This is a genomic window from Micrococcus luteus (assembly GCF_014138885.1).
Classification (GTDB): domain Bacteria; phylum Actinomycetota; class Actinomycetes; order Actinomycetales; family Micrococcaceae; genus Micrococcus; species Micrococcus luteus.
Map to the genome: position 1 here is coordinate 2,109,640 of NZ_JACJIK010000001.1, position 18,985 is coordinate 2,128,624.

Sequence of the window (18,985 nt, forward strand, 5' to 3'; positions counted from 1 at the left end):
CTGCCCCGGGTCGGCCGCCGCAGCCGCGGCCGGCCCGGGGCGACCGGACCGCCCTCCCCGGCGCGGCGGTCCGCGATCAGGACGGGTCAGGTCCGGTCCGCTTCCGGCGGTCCCGACGGCCTGGAACCGGACTGGCCCTCGTGAGGCCGGGATTTCCCCAACCCCGCACCATCCGAGTAGACTCAGTCAAGTTGTCAGCACGTCGCAGGCGGCTGAGCAGTCTTCTTGACGATGAACCAGTTCTTAGGAGGAACTAGTGGCAAAGGCAAAGTTCGAGCGGACGAAGCCGCACGTCAACATCGGCACCATCGGCCACGTTGACCACGGCAAGACCACGCTGACCGCCGCCATCTCGAAGGTCCTGTACGACAAGTACCCGGACCTGAACGAGGCCCGTGACTTCGCGACGATCGACTCCGCCCCCGAGGAGCGTCAGCGCGGCATCACCATCAACATCTCCCACGTGGAGTACCAGACCGAGAAGCGTCACTACGCCCACGTGGACGCCCCCGGTCACGCCGACTACATCAAGAACATGATCACCGGCGCCGCTCAGATGGACGGCGCGATCCTCGTGGTCGCCGCCACCGACGGCCCGATGGCCCAGACCCGTGAGCACGTGCTCCTGGCCCGCCAGGTCGGCGTGCCGGCCCTGCTCGTGGCCCTGAACAAGTCGGACATGGTCGAGGACGAGGAGCTCCTCGAGCTCGTCGAGATGGAGGTCCGCGAGCTGCTGTCCTCCCAGGACTTCGACGGCGACGAGGCCCCGGTCATCCGCACCTCCGGTCTGAAGGCCCTCGAGGGCGACCCCCAGTGGGTCAAGTCCGTCGAGGACCTCATGGAGGCCGTGGACGAGTTCATCCCGGACCCGGTCCGCGACAAGGACAAGCCGTTCCTGATGCCGATCGAGGACGTCTTCACCATCACCGGTCGTGGCACCGTGGTGACCGGTCGCGCCGAGCGCGGCACCCTGAAGATCAACTCCGAGGTCGAGATCGTCGGCATCCGCGACGTGCAGAAGACCACCGTCACCGGCATCGAGATGTTCCACAAGCAGCTCGACGAGGCCTGGGCCGGCGAGAACTGCGGTCTGCTGCTGCGCGGCCTGAAGCGCGACGACGTGGAGCGCGGCCAGGTCGTGGTGGAGCCGGGCTCCATCACCCCGCACACCAACTTCGAGGCGAACGTCTACATCCTGTCCAAGGACGAGGGTGGCCGTCACAACCCGTTCTACTCGAACTACCGCCCGCAGTTCTACTTCCGCACCACCGACGTCACCGGCGTCATCACGCTGCCCGAGGGCACCGAGATGGTCATGCCCGGCGACACCACCGAGATGTCGGTCGAGCTCATCCAGCCGATCGCCATGGAGGAGGGCCTCGGCTTCGCCATCCGCGAGGGTGGCCGCACCGTGGGCTCCGGCCGCGTCACCAAGATCACCAAGTGATCTGACGCATCCCGTCTCGTGGCTCCGTTGAGCCGCTGACGCGCGACGCCCCCGTCTCCGGGTCCCCCGGAGGCGGGGGCGTCGCCGTGTCCGACGACGGCGCGGCGGCGGCGGCTAGGCTGGGGAGCATGCCTGAACTGCTCATCCTCATCGTGGTGCTCGCCGTGGCCGTCGTGGCCGTGCGCTGGGCGCTGCGGACCTTCCGTCCCGAGATCGACCGTGCCCGGCGCATCCGGCGCGCGAACCGCGGCGGGGAGCTGGAGCGATGAGCCTGCCCGGCCCGCGCCGCCTCTTCGCCGTCACGGCGATGGCCGAGATGTTCACCTGGGCCGGTCTGCTGATCGCCATGGGCCTCAAGTACGGCGGAGTCACGGAGCGGATGGTGCCGATCGCCGGCGGCGTCCACGGCTTCGTGTTCCTCTGCTACCTCGTGGTGACGGTCGCCGTGTGGATCGATGGGCGGTGGCCCGTGGCCCGCGGACTCCTCGGCCTCGGTTCGACGATCGTCCCGTTCATGACGGTCCCGTTCGAGCGGGCCCAGCGGCGGCGCGGCGAGCCGGCGTCGCGGTGGCAGGTCGTGGACCGCGCGCCGGGGGAGCGGGGGCCCCTCGAACGGCTTCTCGTCGTGGTGCTGCGCCATCCGGTGGTCAGCGCGCTCCTGGCGGTCGCCGTGGTCGCCGTCGTCTTCACCCTGCTGCTCAATGCCGGCCCGCCCACCGAGTGGGGCCGCTGAGCCCGGGGGACCGCCGGGCCCGGCCCGCCGATTGGCGGACTGGGCCCGCTTCTGTCTATACTGATTCGGTTGCTCAAGCGCCATTGCGCTGTCGTCGTGTGTCTCGCGGCGGCAGCTCGGCCCAGATGTGACGTCACCACTCCGACCCGCCACAGGCGTGTGCCCTCCCAGGAATGCGACACGCCCGACCGCGTGGACCGGAGTCCGGCGGCGGCGAGGAACCCGGTCCGACCGGATTCGCCCCGCGCGGGTGGAGGACAAGAAGGCGGGCACGATCCGCCGCACAGGGACAGGAACAGCACACCCGACGAGAGAGGCGTGACGCCATGGCGGGACAGAAGATCCGCATCCGGCTGAAGTCGTACGACCACGAGGTCATCGACGTCTCGGCCCGCAAGATCGTTGACACGGTCACGCGCGCAGGCGCGACGGTGGTCGGCCCCGTGCCGCTGCCGACGGAGAAGAACGTGTACTGCGTTATCCGTTCTCCCCACAAGTACAAGGACAGCCGCGAGCATTTCGAGATGCGCACCCACAAGCGGCTCATCGACATCATCGACCCGACCCCGAAGGCCGTCGACTCGCTCATGCGACTGGACCTGCCCGCGGACGTCAACATCGAGATCAAGCTCTGAGAGGGAGGTGCTGAGAGACTATGACCAACACCCAGAACATCAAGGGCCTGCTGGGCACGAAGCTCGGCATGACCCAGGTCTGGGATGAGGACAACAAGCTCATCCCTGTGACCGTGGTCAAGGCAGACCCGAACGTCGTCACCCAGCTGCGCTCCGAGGAGACCGACGGCTACACCGCCGTGCAGATCGCCTACGGCCAGATCGATCCCCGCCGCGTGACCAAGCCCCTGGCCGGTCACTTCGAGAAGGCCGGCGTGACCCCGCGTCGCCACCTGGTCGAGCTGCGCACCGCCGACGCCGCCGAGTACTCGCTCGGCCAGGACGTGACCGTGGAGGTCTTCGAGGCCGGCCAGAAGGTCGACGTCGTGGGCACCACCAAGGGCAAGGGCTTCGCCGGCGCCATGAAGCGCCACGGCTTCGCCGGTGTGGGCGCCTCGCACGGCCAGCACAAGAACCACCGCAAGCCCGGCTCCGTGGGCGGCGCGTCCACCCCCGGCCGCGTGTTCAAGGGCCAGCGCATGCCCGGTCGCATGGGCGCCGTGCGCCAGACCACCATGAACCTGACCCTCCACGGCATCGACGTGGAGAACAACCTCCTGCTGATCAAGGGCGCGGTGCCCGGCTCCAAGGGCCAGGTCGTGCTCGTCCGCAGCGCCGTGAAGGGAGCCTGAGACCATGGCTGAGAACTCCGTGAAGACCGTCCAGGTCGATCTGCCCGCCGAGCTCTTCGACGTGCAGTCCAACGTGCCGCTCATGCACCAGGTCGTCGTCGCCCAGCTCGCCGCCGCCCGTCAGGGCACGCACAAGACGAAGCGCCGCGGCGAGGTGTCCGGTGCCGGTCGCAAGCCGTTCAAGCAGAAGGGCACCGGCCGCGCACGTCAGGGCTCCATCCGCGCCCCGCACATGACCGGTGGTGGCGTCGTCCACGGCCCGACCCCGCGTGACTACTCGCAGCGCACCCCCAAGAAGATGAAGGCCGCCGCCCTGCGCGGTGCCCTGTCGGACCGCGCCCGCAACGGCCGCGTCCACGTCATCGAGGCCCTCGTGTCCGGGACCACCCCGTCCACCAAGGCCGCCAAGGCGGGCCTCGCGTCCCTGAACACCGGCCGCAAGAACGTGCTGCTGGTGATCGACCGGGCCGACGACGTCGCCGCCCTGTCCGCCCGCAACCTGCCCGCGGTCCACACCCTGTACGCCGACCAGCTGAACACCTACGACGTGCTCGTCTCCGACGACGTCGTGTTCACCCAGGCGGCCTACGAGGCGTACGTGGCCCAGGCTTCCGGCGCCAAGAAGGAGGATGCCCAGTGAGCGGCTCCATCAACAAGGATCCCCGCGACGTGATCATCGCTCCCGTCGTGTCGGAGAAGAGCTACGGTCTGATCGACGAGGGCAAGTACACCTTCCTGGTCGACCCGCGCTCCAACAAGTCCGAGATCAAGCAGGCGGTGGAGCGCATCTTCAACGTCGACGTGGCCTCGGTCAACACCCTGAACCGTTCCGGCAAGCGCCGTCGCACCCGCTTCGGGTGGGGCCAGCGCAAGTCCACCAAGCGTGCCATCGTCACGCTCAAGGACGGGACCATCGACATCTTCGGAGGTCCGCTCGCCTGATCGGCGTGCGGAGACCACTTAATCGAGGAACTGACACATGGCTATCCGTAAGTACAAGCCGACCACCCCGGGCCTGCGTGGCTCGTCCGTGGCCGACTTCGCAGAGATCACCCGGTCCACGCCGGAGAAGTCCCTTCTCCGTCCGCTGCACAAGACCGGCGGCCGCAACAACACCGGTCGCATCACCACCCGTCACAAGGGCGGCGGCCACAAGCGCCAGTACCGCCTGGTCGACTTCCGTCGCCACGACAAGGACGGCGTGCCCGCCACCGTCGCGCACATCGAGTACGACCCGAACCGCACCGCCCGCATCGCGCTGCTGCACTACGCGGACGGCGCCAAGCGCTACATCCTGGCCCCGGCCAAGCTGAAGCAGGGCGACGTGGTCGAGGCCGGCCCGAACGCCGACATCAAGCCCGGCAACAACCTGCCGATGCGCAACATCCCCGTGGGCACCACCATCCACGCGGTGGAGCTGCGCCCCGGCGGCGGCGCCAAGATGGCCCGCTCCGCCGGCGCGTCCGTGCAGCTGGTCGCCCGCGAGGGCAAGTACGCCCAGCTGCGCCTGCCCTCCGGTGAGATCCGCAACGTCGACGTGCGCTGCCGCGCCACGATCGGCGAGGTCGGCAACGCCGAGCAGTCGAACATCAACTGGGGCAAGGCCGGCCGCATGCGCTGGAAGGGCGTCCGCCCGACCGTCCGCGGCGTCGTCATGAACCCGGTCGACCACCCGCACGGCGGTGGCGAGGGCAAGACCTCCGGCGGTCGTCACCCCGTCAACCGGAACGGCAAGCCCGAGGGCCGCACGCGTCGTCCGAACAAGGAAAGCGACAAGCTCATCGTGCGTCGCCGTCGTACCGGCAAGAACAAGCGATAAGGGAGCAGGGAAGACATGCCTCGCAGCCTGAAGAAGGGCCCCTTCGTCGATCAGCACCTCTACCTGAAGGTTCTGGCCGAGAACGAGAAGGGCAGCAAGAACGTCATCAAGACCTGGTCCCGCCGGTCGATGATCATCCCGGACATGCTGGGTCACACCATCGCGGTCCACGACGGACGCAAGCACGTCCCGGTGTTCGTCACCGAGTCCATGGTGGGTCACAAGCTGGGCGAGTTCGCCCCGACCCGGACCTACCGCGGCCACGTGAAGGACGACAAGAAGGGCAAGCGCCGCTGAGCCTGAGGGCACAGCACGCTTGACCTTCTCGAGAATCGAAAGAGAGAAGCAATGGAAGCCAAGGCAATTGCGCGCCACCTGCGCGTGACGCCGATGAAGGCCCGGCGCGTCGTCGACCTGGTCCGTGGCAAGCAGGCCACCGAAGCACTGGCCATCCTGAAGTTCGCCCAGCAGGGCGCTTCGGAGCCGGTGTACAAGCTGGTGGCCTCCGCGGTGGCGAACGCCCGCGTCAAGGCGGACCGCGAGGGCCAGGCCTTCGACGAGGACGCCCTCTACATCACCGAGGCCTTCGTGGACGAGGGCCCGACCATGAAGCGGTTCCAGCCCCGTGCTCAGGGCCGCGCGTACCGCATCAACAAGCGCACGAGCCACGTGACCGTGGTCGTCGCGTCCAAGGACGAGAAGGGTGGGAACTGACAATGGGCCAGAAGATCAACCCCAACGGGTTCCGCCTCGGCATCACCACCGACCACGTCTCGCACTGGTTCGCGGACTCCCACAAGGAGGGCCAGCGCTACGCTGACTTCCTCAAGGAGGACGTCAAGATCCGCGAGCTGATGACCACCGGCATGGAGCGCGCCGGCATCTCCAAGGTGGAGATCGAGCGCACCCGTGACCGCGTGCGCGTGGACATCCACACCGCGCGTCCGGGCATCGTGATCGGCCGCCGCGGCGCCGAGGCCGACCGCATCCGCGGTGAGCTCGAGAAGCTCACCGGCAAGCAGATCCAGCTGAACATCCTCGAGGTCAAGAACCCCGAGACCGATGCCCAGCTGGTGGCGCAGGGTGTGGCCGAGCAGCTCGCCTCGCGCGTGGCGTTCCGCCGCGCGATGAAGAAGGCGATCCAGTCCGCCATGCGCGCCGGCGCGCAGGGCATCCGCATCCAGTGCTCCGGCCGCCTCGGCGGCGCCGAGATGAGCCGCTCGGAGTTCTACCGCGAGGGTCGCGTGCCGCTGCACACCCTCCGCGCGAACATCGACTTCGGCAAGTTCGAGGCCAAGACCACCTTCGGCCGCATCGGCGTGAAGGTCTGGATCTACAAGGGCGACCTGACCGCCAAGGAGCTCGCGGCCAAGGAGGCCGCGCAGCCCTCCGGCCGTGGCCGTGGCGGCGAGCGCCGCGGCGGCGGTGAGCGTCGTCGTCGCAACGATCGCGCCGAGCGTGCTCCCCGCCAGGAGAACGCCGGCGCCGGCGCCGAGACCCCGGCCGCCGCTCCCGCTGAAGGAGGCAACGCCTGATGCTGATCCCCCGTCGCGTCAAGCACCGCAAGCAGCACCACCCCAAGCGTTCCGGCGCCGCCAAGGGCGGCACCACCGTGACGTTCGGCGAGTGGGGCATCCAGGCGCTCACGCCGGCCTATGTGACCAACCGTCAGATCGAGGCCGCCCGTATCGCCATGACCCGCTACATCAAGCGTGGCGGCAAGGTCTGGATCAACATCTACCCGGACCGTCCGCTCACCAAGAAGCCCGCCGAGACCCGCATGGGCTCCGGCAAGGGCTCGCCGGAGTGGTGGGTCGCCAACGTCAAGCCCGGACGCGTGCTCTTCGAGCTGTCGGGTGTCACGGAGGACGTCGCCCGCGAGGCGCTCCGCCTGGCCATCCACAAGCTGCCGCTGAAGGCCCGTATCATCCGTCGAGAGGGTGGTGAGTGATCCCATGGCGATCGGCACCAAGGATCTGAACGTCGAGTCCCTGGACGGGATGGACAACGCCCGCCTGCTGGAGGCCCTGAAGTCCTCCAAGGAGGAGCTGTTCAACCTGCGCTTCCAGGCCGCCACCGGTCAGCTGGACAACGCCAGCCGGCTGAAGGCCGTCAAGCGTGACATCGCGCGCATCTACACGATCCTGCGCGAGCGCGAGCTGGGCATCCGCGGCGATGTCGCCGCCGAGGCGCAGGCCGAGAAGAACGAGGAGGCTGCCAAGTGACCGAGCAGACCCCGGCCGTCTCCGAGGAGCGCGGCTACCGCAAGGCCCTCCGTGGCATCGTCGTCTCCGACAAGATGGACAAGACCATCGTCGTCGAGGTCGAGGACCGCAAGAAGCACTCGCTCTACGGCAAGGTGCTGAAGACCTCGAAGCGCGTGAAGGCGCACGACGAGGACAACACCGCCGGCGTGGGCGACCGCGTCCGCCTCGCCGAGACCCGCCCGCTGTCCGCCTCCAAGCGGTGGCGTCTGGTGGAGATCGTCGAGCGCGCCAAGTGATCGACCCGGCCCCCTGAGGGCCGGCGACGCAGAGGGCCGCCCCGTGCACTGGCACGGGGCGGCCTTGTGCGTTAGACTCTGATATTCGTGCGCCCTCTCGTTGGCAGGACCATCCATCCTGTGTGCCGAGGGCCGCGCACGCCGATCCCGGATCCGCCTCGGCCCTGCCCTGCGCGCCCCTCCGCTCTCGACCTCCCCGACGCTGTCTGAACACGCGTCGCCGGGGGACGACGGCGGGCGGCCCGCCTCGGGGGAGGGGTAAGCGTCCCGGGATGCCCGTTCAACCGTTCCGCAAGGCTCGCCCATCGTGGGGGAGAACCGGCGCGACGCTAGGAGAGACAAGTGATCCAGCAGGAGTCGCGGCTCAAGGTCGCCGACAACACCGGTGCGAAGGAAATCCTGACCATCCGTGTTCTCGGCGGTTCCGGACGCCGCTACGCAGGCATCGGCGACACCATCGTCGCCACCGTGAAGGACGCCATCCCCGGCGGCAACGTCAAGAAGGGCGACGTCGTCAAGGCCGTGGTGGTCCGCACCCGCAAGCAGTCCCGCCGTCCCGACGGCTCGTACATCAAGTTCGACGAGAACGCGGCGGTCATCCTGAAGACCGACGGCGAGCCCCGTGGCACGCGCATCTTCGGCCCCGTGGGTCGCGAGCTGCGTGACAAGAAGTTCATGAAGATCGTGTCGCTCGCCCCGGAGGTGATCTGACCTCATGGCCAAGATCAAGAAGGACGACCTCGTCCAGGTCATCAGTGGCAAGGACAAGGGCAAGCAGGGCAAGGTCCTGCGCGTGTTCCCGGCGGATGAGCGCGTGCTCGTCGAGGGCGTGAACCGCGTGACCAAGCACCTGCGCGCCGGCCAGGACAACAACGGTTCCACCGAGGGCGGCCTGCAGGTCGTCGAGGCCCCGATCCACATCTCGAACGTGGCCGTGGTGGACCCGGAGACCAAGAAGCCGACCCGTGTGGGCTACCGCTTCGAGACCGTCGAGAAGGACGGCGTGAGCAAGACCGTGAAGGTCCGCTTCGCCAAGGCCTCGGGGAAGGAGCTGTGATGACCGAGGTGCAGCAGACCGAGAAGGTCACCCCGCGTCTGAAGACCAAGTACCGCGACGAGATCCGCGGCGCCCTGCAGGAGCAGTTCCAGTACGGGAACGTCATGCAGGTGCCGGGTCTCGTGAAGGTCGTCGTCAACATGGGCGTCGGGGAGGCCGCCAAGGACTCCAAGATCATCGACGGCGCGGTCGCCGACCTCACCGCCATCACCGGCCAGAAGCCGATGATCACCAAGGCCCGCAAGTCCATCGCGCAGTTCAAGCTGCGTGAGGGCATGCCCATCGGCACGCACGCCACGCTCCGTGGCGACCGCATGTGGGAGTTCCTGGACCGCCTGGTCACGCTCGCGCTGCCGCGCATCCGTGACTTCCGCGGCCTGTCCGACCGCCAGTTCGACGGCAACGGCAACTACACCTTCGGCCTGTCCGAGCAGACCGTGTTCCACGAGATCGATCAGGACAAGATCGACCGCGTGCGCGGCATGGACATCACCGTGGTGACGACCGCCAAGAACGACGACGAGGGCCGCGCGCTGCTCAAGGCGCTGGGCTTCCCGTTCAAGACCGACCAGTAAGACCTCCACGCCACAGGTCCTCCACCGGTGAACCGGTGGCGGAAACCACGGCGAGAAAGGGCGTGAAGCCCACATGACCATGACCGATCCCGTCGCAGACATGCTGACCCGTCTGCGCAACGCAAACTCGGCCTACCACGACACCGTGTCCATGCCGTCCTCGAAGCTGAAGACTCGCGTCGCCGAGATCCTCAAGGCCGAGGGCTACATCCAGGACTGGCGCGAGGAGGAGGCCGAGGTCGGCAAGAAGCTGACCATCGACCTGAAGTTCGGCCCGCAGCGTGAGCGTGCGATCGCCGGCCTGCGCCGCATCTCCAAGCCGGGCCTGCGCGTGTACGCGAAGTCCACGAACCTGCCCCACGTGCTGGGCGGCCTCGGCATCGCCATCCTGTCCACCTCCTCTGGTCTCCTCACGAACCAGCAGGCCGCCAAGAAGGGCGTGGGCGGAGAAGTCCTCGCCTACGTCTGGTGACGGGCAAGACGGAAGAAAGGCTGAACTGACATGTCTCGAATCGGACGTCTCCCGATCACCATCCCCGCCGGCGTCGATGTGACCATCGACGGCGACCGCGTCTCCGTGAAGGGCCCCAAGGGCCAGCTCGAGCACTCGCTGCCCACGCCCATCACGGCCACCCTCGAGGAGGGGCAGGTCACCGTGGCCCGCCCCGACGACGAGCGTGAGTCCCGCTCCCTGCACGGTCTGACCCGCACCCTCATCAGCAACATGGTCGAGGGCGTGACCAACGGCTTCTCCAAGCAGCTCGAGGTCGTCGGCACCGGCTACCGCGTGCAGGCCAAGGGCCAGGACCTCGAGTTCGCCCTGGGCTACTCCCACCCCGTCCCGGTGAAGGCGCCCCAGGGCATCACCTTCACGGTGGAGGGCAACAAGGTCACCGTCGCCGGTATCGACAAGCAGCAGGTCGGCGAGACCGCCGCCAACATCCGCAAGCTGCGCCGCCCCGACCCGTACAAGGGCAAGGGCGTGCGCTACGCGGGCGAGCAGATCCGCCGCAAGGCCGGAAAGGCAGGTAAGTGATGTCTACTCTGAAGGTGAAGGGCAAGGGCAAGTTCAACGCCCGCACCCGCCGCCACCTCCGGGTGCGCAAGCGGATCTCCGGCACCACCGTCCGTCCCCGCCTCGTCGTCAACCGCTCTGCACGGCACATGTTCGTGCAGGTCGTGGACGACACGCAGAGCCGCACGCTCGCGTACGCCTCCACCATGGAGGCCGACGTGCGTGCGCTCGAGGGCGACAAGACGGCCAAGGCCAAGCGCGTGGGCGAGCTCGTCGCCGAGCGTGCCAAGGCGGCCGGCATCGAGGCCGTGGTCTTCGACCGCGGCGGCAACAAGTACCACGGGCGCGTCGCGGCCGTGGCCGACGGTGCGCGAGAGGGTGGGCTGCAGCTGTGACCGAGAACATCAACCAGAAGGACACTCAGGTGACCGAGAGCACCGAGACCACCGTCTCCGAGACCGGGTCGGGCTCGGCGAGCCAGACCACCGAGCGCGCCACCGGTGGCCGCGGCGGTCGCGACGGCGGCCGCGGTGGCCGTGACGGCGATCGTCGTGGCGGCCGTCGCGACGACCGCAACCGTCGTGGCGCCCAGGACGACGAGAAGGACCAGTTCCTCGAGCGCGTCGTGGGCATCAACCGCGTCTCCAAGGTCGTCAAGGGCGGCCGCCGCTTCTCCTTCACCGCCCTCGTGGTGGTGGGTGACGGCGACGGCACCGTCGGCGTCGGCTACGGCAAGGCGAAGGAGGTCCCCGCCGCGATCCAGAAGGCCGTGGAGGAGGCCAAGAAGTCCTTCTTCCGCGTCCCCCGCGTCGGCTCCACCATCCCGCACCTGGTGCAGGGTGAGGACGCCGCCGGCGTCGTGCTGCTCCGCCCGGCCTCCCCGGGTACCGGCGTGATCGCCGGCGGTCCGGTGCGCGCCGTGCTCGAGTGCGCCGGCATCCACGACGTGCTGTCCAAGTCCATGGGCTCCGTGAACGCGATCAACATCGTGCGCGGCACCGTGGACGCACTCAAGAAGCTGGAAGAGCCCCAGGCCGTCGCCGCCCGCCGCGGCAAGGCCCTGGACGAGATCGCCCCCCATGCGATGCTGCGCACCATGGAGAACGATCGCGCCCAGAAGAGCGCGAAGGCAGGTGCGTGAGCCGTGTTTGAGCCCACTCGCAAGAACATCCAGCCCTCGGACGCCACCCTGGTCATCACCCAGACCCGCGGCGTCACGGGCTCCAAGCAGAACCATCGGGACACCCTGCGCTCGCTGGGCCTGAAGCGGATCGGCCACCAGGTCACCCGCAAGGCCGACGCGGTGACGGTCGGCATGGTCAACACCGTGCCGCACCTGGTGTCCGTGGAGGAGGTCAACAATGGCTGACAACGACGCCATCAAGGTCCACGACCTGCGTCCGGCCCCCGGTGCCAAGACCGCCAAGACCCGTGTGGGTCGCGGTGAGGCGTCGAAGGGCAAGACCGCCGGTCGCGGCACCAAGGGCACCAAGGCCCGTTACCAGGTCCGTGCGGGCTTCGAGGGCGGCCAGCTGCCCCTGCAGATGCGTCTGCCGAAGCTCCGCGGCTTCAAGAACCCGTTCCGCACGGAGTACCAGGTCGTGAACCTGGACAAGCTCTCCGCGCACTTCCCCGAGGGCGGTGAGGTCACCGTGGACGCGCTCGTGTCCAAGGGCCTCGTCCGTCGCGGTCAGCCCGTGAAGGTGCTGGGCACGGGGGAGATCACCTCGGCCGTGCAGGTGAAGGCGAACGCCTTCTCCTCGTCCGCCGTGGAGAAGATCCAGGCCGCCGGCGGGTCCACCGAGACCCTCTGACACGCCGACCCATCCACCGAGGGCCCTGGCCCGGAGCAGCCGCTCCGGACCAGGGCCCTCGGTCCGTCCGTGTAGACTCGCACAGCGGCCGCCCCGGTGTGGCCGCCGTCTCGTGCCCCGCCCCGCGGCCGGCGCGCGCCCCACAGGACCACCGCAGGAGGACTCGTGCTCAAGGCCATCGCCCGGATCGTCCGGACGCCTGACCTGTTGCGGAAGATCGCCTTCACGCTCGCGCTCATCGCCGTCTACCGGATGGGCGCCTTCGTACCGGCCCCCGGGGTGGACTACCCGGCGGTGCAGCAGTGTCTCGCGGCGGGCAACGCCCAGGGCGGCCTGTACTCCTTCGTGAACATGTTCTCGGGCGGGGCGCTCCTGCAGGTGTCCGTCTTCGCGCTCGGCATCATGCCCTACATCACGGCGTCGATCATCGTGCAGCTGCTGCGCGTGGTGATCCCGCGCTTCGAGCAGCTCCACCAGGAGGGCCCGCAGGGCCAGGCGACGCTGACGCAGTACACCCGCTACCTGACCCTCGCCCTCGCCCTGCTGCAGGCGACCACGATGGCCTCGCTGGCCCGCACCGGGGCCCTGCTCGGATGCAGCCTGCCGCTGCTGCGCGACGGCTCCATCCTCACGGTGCTGCTCGTGGTCATCGCCCTGACCACCGGCTGTCTCATCGTCATGTGGTTCGGCGAGCGGATCACCGAGAACGGCGTGGGCAACGGCATGTCCCTGCTCATCTTCACCTCCATCGCGGCGGGCTTCCCGGCCGGCCTCGGCCAGGTGGTCCAGACGCAGGGCTGGCGCGTGTTCGCGATCGTCATGGGGATCGGCCTGCTCACCATGCTGGCCATCGTCTTCGTGGAGGAGTCGCAGCGCCGGATCCCGGTCCAGTACGCCAAGCGGCAGATCGGCTCGCGGACCGTGGGCGGGTCGAGCACCTACATCCCGGTCAAGGTGAACATGGCCAACGTCATCCCGGTCATCTTCGCCTCCTCCGTGCTGATGCTCCCGAGCATCCTCATCCAGTTCAACACGCCGCAGGACGGCAGTGCGCCGGCCCCGTGGATCACGTGGCTGAGCCGGTACTTCGGCCCCGGCGACCACCCGGTGTACATGGCCCTGTACTTCCTGCTCATCATCGGCTTCACGTACTTCTACGTGTCCATCACGTTCAACCCGGTGGAGATCTCGGACAACATGAAGCGCTACGGCGGCTTCATCCCCGGCGTCCGCGCCGGCCGGCCCACCGAGCGTTACCTGCAGTACGTCATCAGCCGCATCACGCTCGTGGGCGCCCTCTACCTCGGTATCGTGGCCATGATCCCGCTGATCGCCTTCGCGGTGATCGGCACCAGCCAGAACTTCCCGCTCGGCGGCACGTCCATCCTCATCATGGTGGGCGTCGGCCTCCAGACCGTGAAGCAGGTCAGCGCACAGATGGAGCAGCGCCACTACGAGGGCCTGCTGCGCTGAGCCCCGACCCGATCCCGCAACGCCGTCCGTATCGACAGTGAGGAACACACGATGACCCGCATGCTGCTCATGGGCCCTCCCGGTTCCGGCAAGGGCACCCAGGCCACCCGGATCGCCGACAAGATGGGGATCGTCCCGATCTCCACCGGTGACATCTTCCGCCACAACGTGAAGTCGATGACGCCGCTCGGCGTCGAGGCCAAGAAGTACATCGACAACGGCGACTTCGTCCCCGATGAGGTCACGAACCGCATGGTCGCGGACCGCATCGCCCAGGCCGACGCGGAGCACGGCTTCCTGCTGGACGGCTACCCGCGCACGAAGGGCCAGGTCGAGGCGCTGGACGCCATGCTCGCCGAGTCCGGCCAGTCGCTGTCCGCCGTCGTCGAGCTGGAGGTGCCCGACGAGGAGCTCGTGGAGCGTCTGCTCAAGCGTGCCGAGATCGAGGGCCGCGCGGACGACACCCAGGAGGTCATCGAGCACCGCCTGGACCTGTACCACCGCGAGACCGAGTCCGTCATCCAGGAGTACGTGGAGCGCGGCATCGTCGCCCGCGTGGACGGCACCGGGCAGATCGACGACGTCACCGAGCGCCTGCTGCAGGCCGTGTACTCCGTGCGTGCCGCCACGGGCTCCCTGCCCGTGATCCAGCCGGGCGCGGAGTCCTGACCCCGTGATCGGCCGCCGCTCGCTCGAGCTCAAGACCGCCCCCCAGCTGCAGGCCATGCAGCGCGCGGGGGTGGTCCTGTCCGAGGCGTTGGACGCCACGCTGGCCGCGGCCGCGCCGGGCGTCACCACCGCGGAGCTGGACGCCGTGTTCGCGGGCGTGCTGGCCGAGCGCGGTGCCACGTCCAACTTCCTGGGCTACTACGACTTCCCGGCCTCGATCTGCACCTCGGTCAACGACGAGGTCGTGCACGGCATCCCCGGGGACCGGGTCCTGCAGACCGGCGACGTGCTGAAGGTCGACGGGGGCGCGATCGTGGACGGCTGGCACGCCGACTCGGCCCGCACGGTGATCCTGGGCTCCTCCGCGGCCGGCACCGCGGACCCGGCCGACGAGCGCCTCTCGGCGATCACGCGGGAGGCACTCTGGGTCGGCATCGCGGCCTTCGCCTCCGCCACCCACGTCGGGGACATCGGGGACGCCATCGACGACTTCGTCTCCGCGCAGCCGGGCGAGGAGCTCGGCATCCTCGAGGAGTACGTGGGGCACGGCATCGGCTCGGCCATGCACCTGCCGCCGGACGTGTTCAACTACCGCACCGGCCACCGGGGGCCCAAGATCCGCCCCGGTCTGGCACTCGCCATCGAGCCGATGCTGGTGCGTGGCTCCATCGACACGAAGGTGCTCGCGGACGACTGGACCGTGGTGACCCTCGACGGCGCCCGCGCCAGCCAGTGGGAGCACTCGGTCTGCCGGCACGACGGCGGTGTGTGGGTGCTCACCGCGCCCGACGGCGGCGCCTCCGAGCTCGCCCGGTTCGGCGTGGTCCCGGTCCCGCCGGGGGAGTGAGCGGCCCGAGCTGTCGGCCGTCCGTCCCGCCCGTCCGGCGGACCGGGCGGCCGTCGTCGTCTGTGCTGGTTCTCAGACCGAGAATGCGGTATCATCGAACGTTGTTCGTGTGCGCGCACTCGTGTGCGCCGGCGAGCAGACCCGTTCCCGCCCCGTCACCCGGCCCTCCGCGGCCGTGCCCGGGGCATGACGATTGTGGAGGACATGGCTAAGAAGGAAGGTGTCATCGAGGTCGAGGGCACGGTGTCGGAGGCATTGCCGAACGCGATGTTCCGGGTCCGTCTGCAGAACGAGCACGTCGTGCTCGCCACGATCTCCGGAAAGATGCGTCAGCACTACATCCGCATCCTCCCCGAGGATCGCGTCGTGGTGGAGCTTAGCCCGTACGACCTCAACCGGGGTCGGATCGTGTACCGATACAAGTAAGAACCCCCGTCCAAGCGAGCGCAGGAGGAAGAGCCGTGAAGGTTCAGCCGAGCGTGAAGCGGATTTGTGACAAGTGCCAGGTCGTGCGCCGTAAGGGCCGCGTGCTGGTGATCTGCTCGAACCCGCGCCACAAGCAGCGCCAGGGCTGATCGCCTCCCCGGGAGCCCGGGGAGCGACGCCGTCGCGTTGACCACACCACCCACCGGCCATCGGGCCGAACAGCAGGGACAGCGGTCCACCCCGTGAGGGGAGGGCCCCCACCTCCGGCCGCAGGGGCCGGAGACCGACGACGGCGGACGCCCGCCGCGGAGCACGCCGGATCTTCCCCGGCGCCGCGACGACGGGTCCGCGAGGCCCAGTGCCGCGTCGTGCGGGACGTCTCTGGTGCAGACCCCTGCTGCAGAAGAACAGGAGGACGGCCACATGGCTCGTCTTGCAGGCGTTGACATTCCGCGCGAGAAGCGCGTGATCATCGCACTCACGTACATCTACGGTGTGGGCAAGACCCGCGCTGAGGAGACCCTCGCCGCCACGGGCATCGACCCGAACATCCGCGTGAAGGACCTCTCCGACGAGCAGCTGGTGCAGCTGCGCGACCACATCGAGGGCAGCTACAAGGTGGAGGGCGACCTCCGCCGCGAGGTGGCCGCCGACATCCGTCGCAAGGTGGAGATCGGCTCCTATGAGGGCCTGCGCCACCGCCGCGGCCTGCCGGTGCGCGGCCAGCGCACGAAGACCAACGCCCGTACCCGCAAGGGCCCCAAGAAGACGGTCGCCGGCAAGAAGAAGTGATCCTGCACCGGCGGTGACCGCGTCCACGTCCGGACGCCCCGCCCGCAGCATCAGCACCAGCAGCTTTCCCGGAGGAGAATCACATGCCCCCCAAGACTCGCGCATCGGCTGCCCGCAAGCCGCGTCGCAAGGCCAACAAGAACATCACCGTGGGCCAGGCCCACATCAAGAGCACGTTCAACAACACCATCGTGTCCATCACGGACACCACGGGTGCCGTCATCTCCTGGGCCTCGTCCGGCGAGGTCGGCTTCAAGGGGTCGCGCAAGTCGACCCCGTACGCCGCGCAGATGGCCGCCGAGCAGGCCGCCAAGCGTGCGCAGGAGCACGGCATGAAGAAGGTGGACGTCTTCGTGAAGGGTCCGGGCTCGGGCCGCGAGACCGCCATCCGCTCCCTGCAGGCCGCCGGCCTCGAGGTGGGGTCCATCCAGGACGTCACCCCCATGGCCCACAACGGCGCTCGCCCGGCGAAGCGCCGCCGCGTCTGACCTGAGCGCTGTGTCCGCGTCCGCCCCCGCCCGGGGCGGACGCGGACAGGTCTGCGGACCTGCCCCCACCCCGTCCTCGTTTCCACCCACCGCGTGCGTCATATGGCGGACGCTCGCCGAAAGGAAATGTCCGTGCTCATTGCACAGCGCCCCACGCTGACCGAAGAGGTCGTCTCCGACCGTCGTTCCCGGTTCGTCATCGAGCCCCTGGAGCCCGGCTTCGGCTACACCCTCGGCAACTCCCTGCGCCGCACTCTGCTCTCGTCGATCCCCGGTGCTGCCGTGACCAGCATCCGCGTGGACGGCGTGCTGCACGAGTTCAGCACCGTCAACGGAGTCAAGGAGGATGTCACCGAGATCATCCTCAACATCAAGAAGCTCTCCGTCTCCTCGGAGAACGACGAGCCCGTGGTGGCCTACCTGCGCAAGCAGGGGGCCGGCGTCGTCACCGCCGCGGACATCACCGCGCCGGCCGGCGTCGAGATCCACAACCCGGACCTGCACATCGCGACCCTGAACGCGAAGGGCAAGTTCGACATGGAGCTGACCATCGAGCGCGGTCGCGGCTACGTGACCGCCGCCCAGAACAAGTCCGCGGACGCGGAGATCGGCCGCATCCCGGTCGACTCCATCTACTCCCCGGTCCTCAAGGTGACCTTCAAGGTCGAGGCCACCCGTGTGGAGCAGCGCACCGACTTCGACCGTCTGATCCTGGACGTGGAGACCAAGGAGAACATGCTGCCGCGTGACGCGGTGGCCTCTGCCGGCTCCACCCTGGTCGAGCTGTTCGGCCTGGCCCGCTCGCTCAACGTCGAGGCCGAGGGCATCGACCTGGGTGACGAGCCCGAGGTCGTCGAGGGCTCCGCCGACCTGGCCCAGCCGATCGAGGAGCTCGAGCTCACCGTGCGCTCGTACAACTGCCTCAAGCGCGAGGGCATCCACACCGTGGGCGAGCTCGTGGGCCGTTCCGAGGCCGACCTGATGGACATCCGCAACTTCGGCGCGAAGTCCATCGACGAGGTCAAGGAGAAGCTCCAGGAGCTGGGCCTGTCCTTCAAGGACTCGCCGGCCGGCTACGACCCGCAGGCGCACGCGCGCCAGATGGACGACGACCCGTTCTCGGACTACTGAGCCGATTCCGCACCACCTGACATCTTCGACCCGACGCCGCAGCCGGCTGCAGGGTCCCACCCGAGGAGAAACACCATGCCTACCCCCACCAAGGGTCCGCGTCTGGGCGGCAGCCCGGCCCACGAGCGCATCATGCTGGCGAACATGTCCGCCCAGCTGTTCGAGCACAAGTCGATCACCACGACGCTCACCCGCGCCAAGCGCCTGCGCCCGTACGCCGAGCGCCTGATCACCTTCGCCAAGAAGGGCGATCTGCCGGCCCGCCGCAAGGTGCAGGGTCTCATCGCCGCCAAGAACCGCACCAACAAGGCGGTCGTGCACGAGCTGTTCACCGTGATCGGCCCGGCGATGGCCGAGCGCAACGGCGGCTACACCCGCATCACCAAGATCGGCAACCGCCAGGGCGACAACGCGCCCATGGCCGTGATCGAGCTGATCATGGACCCGATCTCCGGCAAGCAGGCCGTGGTGCGTGAGGCCGAGCAGGCCGCCGCGTCCGCGCCGGCCGCGCCGGCCGAGTCCACCCCGGTGGAGGCCGTCGACCCGGCCGCCACCGAGGAGGTCACCGTGGCCGAGTCGCAGGAGGCCGCCGCCGAGATCGACGGCGCCGTGCCCACCAACGAGGACGGCTCGGCTCCGGCCGAGGCCACCATCAAGGGCAACGCCAGCTCGAAGAAGTACCACGTCCCCGGCTCGCGCTGGTACGACCAGACCACCGCCGAGGTCTGGTTCTCCACCGTCGAGGAGGCCAAGGCCGCGGGCTTCGAGCCCGCCGGTGGCGAGGCCGCCCAGAAGATGGCCTGACGCCATCGCGGGAGTCCGCGTCCGTCCCCGTGACGACGCATCGGCGAAGGGCCGTCCACCACTCGGTGGGCGGCCCTTCGCCGTCC

Annotated in this window: 32 protein-coding genes; all 32 read left to right on the forward strand. The window is 68.8% G+C overall.

Translation table 11 applies throughout. The features are described 5' to 3' along the window. Window positions 1-256 precede the first annotated feature (256 nt). The 32 genes from tuf to rplQ all read left to right on the forward strand — a co-directional run bounded on the left by tuf (window position 257) and on the right by rplQ (window position 18,899). Window positions 257-1,447, forward strand: a complete 1,191-nt coding sequence (gene tuf / locus HDA34_RS09760) for an elongation factor Tu (RefSeq protein WP_036317754.1) — start codon at window positions 257-259, stop codon at window positions 1,445-1,447. A 128-nt stretch (window positions 1,448-1,575) separates the two neighbouring features. Next, window positions 1,576-1,716: a hypothetical protein gene (locus HDA34_RS09765; protein WP_162833779.1), complete on the forward strand. Its 141-nt coding sequence runs from the start codon at window positions 1,576-1,578 to the stop codon at window positions 1,714-1,716. After that, a complete protein-coding gene (locus tag HDA34_RS09770) occupies window positions 1,713-2,180 on the forward strand; it encodes a DUF3817 domain-containing protein (RefSeq protein WP_041103558.1) in 468 nt (155 codons plus the stop codon). Before HDA34_RS09765 ends, HDA34_RS09770 begins: the two co-directional genes overlap by 4 nt. Before the next feature lie 326 nt (window positions 2,181-2,506). Beyond that, window positions 2,507-2,815, forward strand: coding sequence for a 30S ribosomal protein S10 (rpsJ, locus tag HDA34_RS09775; RefSeq protein WP_002857463.1), 309 nt, complete (start codon window positions 2,507-2,509; stop codon window positions 2,813-2,815). Window positions 2,816-2,835: 20 nt separating this feature from the next. After that, on the forward strand, window positions 2,836-3,486 hold the full coding sequence (rplC, locus tag HDA34_RS09780) for a 50S ribosomal protein L3 (protein ID WP_036317759.1): 651 nt from the start codon (window positions 2,836-2,838) through the stop codon (window positions 3,484-3,486). A 4-nt stretch (window positions 3,487-3,490) separates the two neighbouring features. Next, window positions 3,491-4,126: a 50S ribosomal protein L4 gene (gene rplD / locus HDA34_RS09785; RefSeq protein WP_041103272.1), complete on the forward strand. Its 636-nt coding sequence runs from the start codon at window positions 3,491-3,493 to the stop codon at window positions 4,124-4,126. Further along, window positions 4,123-4,428 (forward strand): 50S ribosomal protein L23, encoded by a 306-nt coding sequence (gene rplW / locus HDA34_RS09790; protein ID WP_002857471.1) that lies wholly within the window; start codon window positions 4,123-4,125, stop codon window positions 4,426-4,428. Before rplD ends, rplW begins: the two co-directional genes overlap by 4 nt. Before the next feature lie 37 nt (window positions 4,429-4,465). Beyond that, window positions 4,466-5,305, forward strand: coding sequence for a 50S ribosomal protein L2 (gene rplB / locus HDA34_RS09795; protein WP_010080386.1), 840 nt, complete (start codon window positions 4,466-4,468; stop codon window positions 5,303-5,305). Between the two features lie 15 nt (window positions 5,306-5,320). Continuing rightward, on the forward strand, window positions 5,321-5,602 hold the full coding sequence (gene rpsS / locus HDA34_RS09800) for a 30S ribosomal protein S19 (RefSeq protein WP_002857475.1): 282 nt from the start codon (window positions 5,321-5,323) through the stop codon (window positions 5,600-5,602). 51 nt (window positions 5,603-5,653) lie between these two features. After that, entirely contained in the window at window positions 5,654-6,019 is a 366-nt protein-coding gene (gene rplV / locus HDA34_RS09805; RefSeq protein WP_017487837.1) for a 50S ribosomal protein L22, read from the forward strand. A gap of 2 nt (window positions 6,020-6,021) precedes the next feature. Then, window positions 6,022-6,840: a 30S ribosomal protein S3 gene (gene rpsC, locus HDA34_RS09810; protein WP_002857479.1), complete on the forward strand. Its 819-nt coding sequence runs from the start codon at window positions 6,022-6,024 to the stop codon at window positions 6,838-6,840. Beyond that, a complete protein-coding gene (gene rplP, locus HDA34_RS09815) occupies window positions 6,840-7,256 on the forward strand; it encodes a 50S ribosomal protein L16 (protein WP_036317764.1) in 417 nt (138 codons plus the stop codon). The genes rpsC and rplP overlap by 1 nt, the downstream gene beginning before the upstream one ends. 4 nt (window positions 7,257-7,260) lie before the next feature. Continuing rightward, a complete protein-coding gene (gene rpmC, locus HDA34_RS09820) occupies window positions 7,261-7,530 on the forward strand; it encodes a 50S ribosomal protein L29 (RefSeq protein WP_036317766.1) in 270 nt (89 codons plus the stop codon). After that, window positions 7,527-7,808, forward strand: a complete 282-nt coding sequence (gene rpsQ / locus HDA34_RS09825; protein ID WP_036317768.1) for a 30S ribosomal protein S17 — start codon at window positions 7,527-7,529, stop codon at window positions 7,806-7,808. Before rpmC ends, rpsQ begins: the two co-directional genes overlap by 4 nt. 342 nt (window positions 7,809-8,150) lie before the next feature. Then, complete coding sequence (gene rplN / locus HDA34_RS09830; protein ID WP_002857487.1) at window positions 8,151-8,519, forward strand: 50S ribosomal protein L14; 369 nt, start codon at window positions 8,151-8,153, stop codon at window positions 8,517-8,519. A gap of 4 nt (window positions 8,520-8,523) precedes the next feature. Next, window positions 8,524-8,865, forward strand: coding sequence for a 50S ribosomal protein L24 (gene rplX, locus HDA34_RS09835; RefSeq protein ID WP_036317770.1), 342 nt, complete (start codon window positions 8,524-8,526; stop codon window positions 8,863-8,865). Next, window positions 8,865-9,440, forward strand: coding sequence for a 50S ribosomal protein L5 (rplE, locus tag HDA34_RS09840; protein ID WP_036317773.1), 576 nt, complete (start codon window positions 8,865-8,867; stop codon window positions 9,438-9,440). The genes rplX and rplE overlap by 1 nt, the downstream gene beginning before the upstream one ends. Window positions 9,441-9,513: 73 nt before the next feature. After that, window positions 9,514-9,912, forward strand: a complete 399-nt coding sequence (rpsH, locus tag HDA34_RS09845; protein WP_002857494.1) for a 30S ribosomal protein S8 — start codon at window positions 9,514-9,516, stop codon at window positions 9,910-9,912. A gap of 30 nt (window positions 9,913-9,942) precedes the next feature. Next, on the forward strand, window positions 9,943-10,476 hold the full coding sequence (rplF, locus tag HDA34_RS09850; RefSeq protein ID WP_036381545.1) for a 50S ribosomal protein L6: 534 nt from the start codon (window positions 9,943-9,945) through the stop codon (window positions 10,474-10,476). Further along, window positions 10,476-10,850, forward strand: a complete 375-nt coding sequence (gene rplR / locus HDA34_RS09855) for a 50S ribosomal protein L18 (protein WP_002857498.1) — start codon at window positions 10,476-10,478, stop codon at window positions 10,848-10,850. Before rplF ends, rplR begins: the two co-directional genes overlap by 1 nt. After that, a complete protein-coding gene (gene rpsE, locus HDA34_RS09860) occupies window positions 10,847-11,596 on the forward strand; it encodes a 30S ribosomal protein S5 (RefSeq protein WP_002857500.1) in 750 nt (249 codons plus the stop codon). The genes rplR and rpsE overlap by 4 nt, the downstream gene beginning before the upstream one ends. A 3-nt stretch (window positions 11,597-11,599) precedes the next feature. Then, the gene (gene rpmD, locus HDA34_RS09865; protein WP_002857502.1) at window positions 11,600-11,824 is read left to right on the forward strand and encodes a 50S ribosomal protein L30; all 225 of its coding nucleotides are present in this window, start codon (window positions 11,600-11,602) and stop codon (window positions 11,822-11,824) included. Next, on the forward strand, window positions 11,817-12,269 hold the full coding sequence (gene rplO, locus HDA34_RS09870) for a 50S ribosomal protein L15 (protein ID WP_036317776.1): 453 nt from the start codon (window positions 11,817-11,819) through the stop codon (window positions 12,267-12,269). Before rpmD ends, rplO begins: the two co-directional genes overlap by 8 nt. Window positions 12,270-12,434: 165 nt before the next feature. Beyond that, window positions 12,435-13,742, forward strand: a complete 1,308-nt coding sequence (gene secY / locus HDA34_RS09875) for a preprotein translocase subunit SecY (protein ID WP_036317778.1) — start codon at window positions 12,435-12,437, stop codon at window positions 13,740-13,742. A gap of 51 nt (window positions 13,743-13,793) precedes the next feature. After that, window positions 13,794-14,411, forward strand: coding sequence for an adenylate kinase (locus tag HDA34_RS09880; protein ID WP_036381548.1), 618 nt, complete (start codon window positions 13,794-13,796; stop codon window positions 14,409-14,411). Window positions 14,412-14,415: 4 nt separating this feature from the next. Next, complete coding sequence (gene map / locus HDA34_RS09885; protein ID WP_036381552.1) at window positions 14,416-15,258, forward strand: type I methionyl aminopeptidase; 843 nt, start codon at window positions 14,416-14,418, stop codon at window positions 15,256-15,258. Window positions 15,259-15,462: 204 nt separating this feature from the next. Beyond that, the gene (infA, locus tag HDA34_RS09890; RefSeq protein ID WP_010080397.1) at window positions 15,463-15,684 is read left to right on the forward strand and encodes a translation initiation factor IF-1; all 222 of its coding nucleotides are present in this window, start codon (window positions 15,463-15,465) and stop codon (window positions 15,682-15,684) included. Window positions 15,685-15,719: 35 nt separating this feature from the next. Continuing rightward, window positions 15,720-15,833: a 50S ribosomal protein L36 gene (rpmJ, locus tag HDA34_RS09895; RefSeq protein WP_002857509.1), complete on the forward strand. Its 114-nt coding sequence runs from the start codon at window positions 15,720-15,722 to the stop codon at window positions 15,831-15,833. Window positions 15,834-16,107: 274 nt separating this feature from the next. Beyond that, window positions 16,108-16,476: a 30S ribosomal protein S13 gene (gene rpsM, locus HDA34_RS09900; RefSeq protein ID WP_017487821.1), complete on the forward strand. Its 369-nt coding sequence runs from the start codon at window positions 16,108-16,110 to the stop codon at window positions 16,474-16,476. Window positions 16,477-16,559: 83 nt separating this feature from the next. Continuing rightward, window positions 16,560-16,964 carry a 30S ribosomal protein S11 gene (rpsK, locus tag HDA34_RS09905; RefSeq protein WP_002857513.1) on the forward strand — a complete coding sequence of 135 codons (405 nt, stop codon included), beginning with the start codon at window positions 16,560-16,562 and terminating at the stop codon, window positions 16,962-16,964. A gap of 132 nt (window positions 16,965-17,096) precedes the next feature. After that, window positions 17,097-18,095, forward strand: coding sequence for a DNA-directed RNA polymerase subunit alpha (locus tag HDA34_RS09910; RefSeq protein ID WP_041103317.1), 999 nt, complete (start codon window positions 17,097-17,099; stop codon window positions 18,093-18,095). A gap of 75 nt (window positions 18,096-18,170) precedes the next feature. Then, entirely contained in the window at window positions 18,171-18,899 is a 729-nt protein-coding gene (gene rplQ / locus HDA34_RS09915; RefSeq protein ID WP_041103274.1) for a 50S ribosomal protein L17, sunset domain variant, read from the forward strand. Window positions 18,900-18,985 lie beyond the last annotated feature (86 nt).

What these genes read in the sequence shown, in the direction of transcription:
- HDA34_RS09765 (WP_162833779.1), top strand. Translation starts at nt 1,576, where the DNA reads ATGCCTGAACTGCTCATCCTCATCGTGGTGCTCGCCGTGGCCGTCGTG.
- HDA34_RS09770 (WP_041103558.1), top strand. Translation starts at nt 1,713, where the DNA reads ATGAGCCTGCCCGGCCCGCGCCGCCTCTTCGCCGTCACGGCGATGGCC.
- rpsJ (WP_002857463.1), top strand. Translation starts at nt 2,507, where the DNA reads ATGGCGGGACAGAAGATCCGCATCCGGCTGAAGTCGTACGACCACGAG.
- rplC (WP_036317759.1), top strand. Translation starts at nt 2,836, where the DNA reads ATGACCAACACCCAGAACATCAAGGGCCTGCTGGGCACGAAGCTCGGC.
- rplD (WP_041103272.1), top strand. Translation starts at nt 3,491, where the DNA reads ATGGCTGAGAACTCCGTGAAGACCGTCCAGGTCGATCTGCCCGCCGAG.
- rplB (WP_010080386.1), top strand. Translation starts at nt 4,466, where the DNA reads ATGGCTATCCGTAAGTACAAGCCGACCACCCCGGGCCTGCGTGGCTCG.
- rpsS (WP_002857475.1), top strand. Translation starts at nt 5,321, where the DNA reads ATGCCTCGCAGCCTGAAGAAGGGCCCCTTCGTCGATCAGCACCTCTAC.
- rplV (WP_017487837.1), top strand. Translation starts at nt 5,654, where the DNA reads ATGGAAGCCAAGGCAATTGCGCGCCACCTGCGCGTGACGCCGATGAAG.
- rpsC (WP_002857479.1), top strand. Translation starts at nt 6,022, where the DNA reads ATGGGCCAGAAGATCAACCCCAACGGGTTCCGCCTCGGCATCACCACC.
- rplP (WP_036317764.1), top strand. Translation starts at nt 6,840, where the DNA reads ATGCTGATCCCCCGTCGCGTCAAGCACCGCAAGCAGCACCACCCCAAG.
- rpmC (WP_036317766.1), top strand. Translation starts at nt 7,261, where the DNA reads ATGGCGATCGGCACCAAGGATCTGAACGTCGAGTCCCTGGACGGGATG.
- rplX (WP_036317770.1), top strand. Translation starts at nt 8,524, where the DNA reads ATGGCCAAGATCAAGAAGGACGACCTCGTCCAGGTCATCAGTGGCAAG.
- rplE (WP_036317773.1), top strand. Translation starts at nt 8,865, where the DNA reads ATGACCGAGGTGCAGCAGACCGAGAAGGTCACCCCGCGTCTGAAGACC.
- rpsH (WP_002857494.1), top strand. Translation starts at nt 9,514, where the DNA reads ATGACCATGACCGATCCCGTCGCAGACATGCTGACCCGTCTGCGCAAC.
- rplF (WP_036381545.1), top strand. Translation starts at nt 9,943, where the DNA reads ATGTCTCGAATCGGACGTCTCCCGATCACCATCCCCGCCGGCGTCGAT.
- rplR (WP_002857498.1), top strand. Translation starts at nt 10,476, where the DNA reads ATGTCTACTCTGAAGGTGAAGGGCAAGGGCAAGTTCAACGCCCGCACC.
- rplO (WP_036317776.1), top strand. Translation starts at nt 11,817, where the DNA reads ATGGCTGACAACGACGCCATCAAGGTCCACGACCTGCGTCCGGCCCCC.
- HDA34_RS09880 (WP_036381548.1), top strand. Translation starts at nt 13,794, where the DNA reads ATGACCCGCATGCTGCTCATGGGCCCTCCCGGTTCCGGCAAGGGCACC.
- infA (WP_010080397.1), top strand. Translation starts at nt 15,463, where the DNA reads ATGGCTAAGAAGGAAGGTGTCATCGAGGTCGAGGGCACGGTGTCGGAG.
- rpsM (WP_017487821.1), top strand. Translation starts at nt 16,108, where the DNA reads ATGGCTCGTCTTGCAGGCGTTGACATTCCGCGCGAGAAGCGCGTGATC.
- rpsK (WP_002857513.1), top strand. Translation starts at nt 16,560, where the DNA reads ATGCCCCCCAAGACTCGCGCATCGGCTGCCCGCAAGCCGCGTCGCAAG.
- rplQ (WP_041103274.1), top strand. Translation starts at nt 18,171, where the DNA reads ATGCCTACCCCCACCAAGGGTCCGCGTCTGGGCGGCAGCCCGGCCCAC.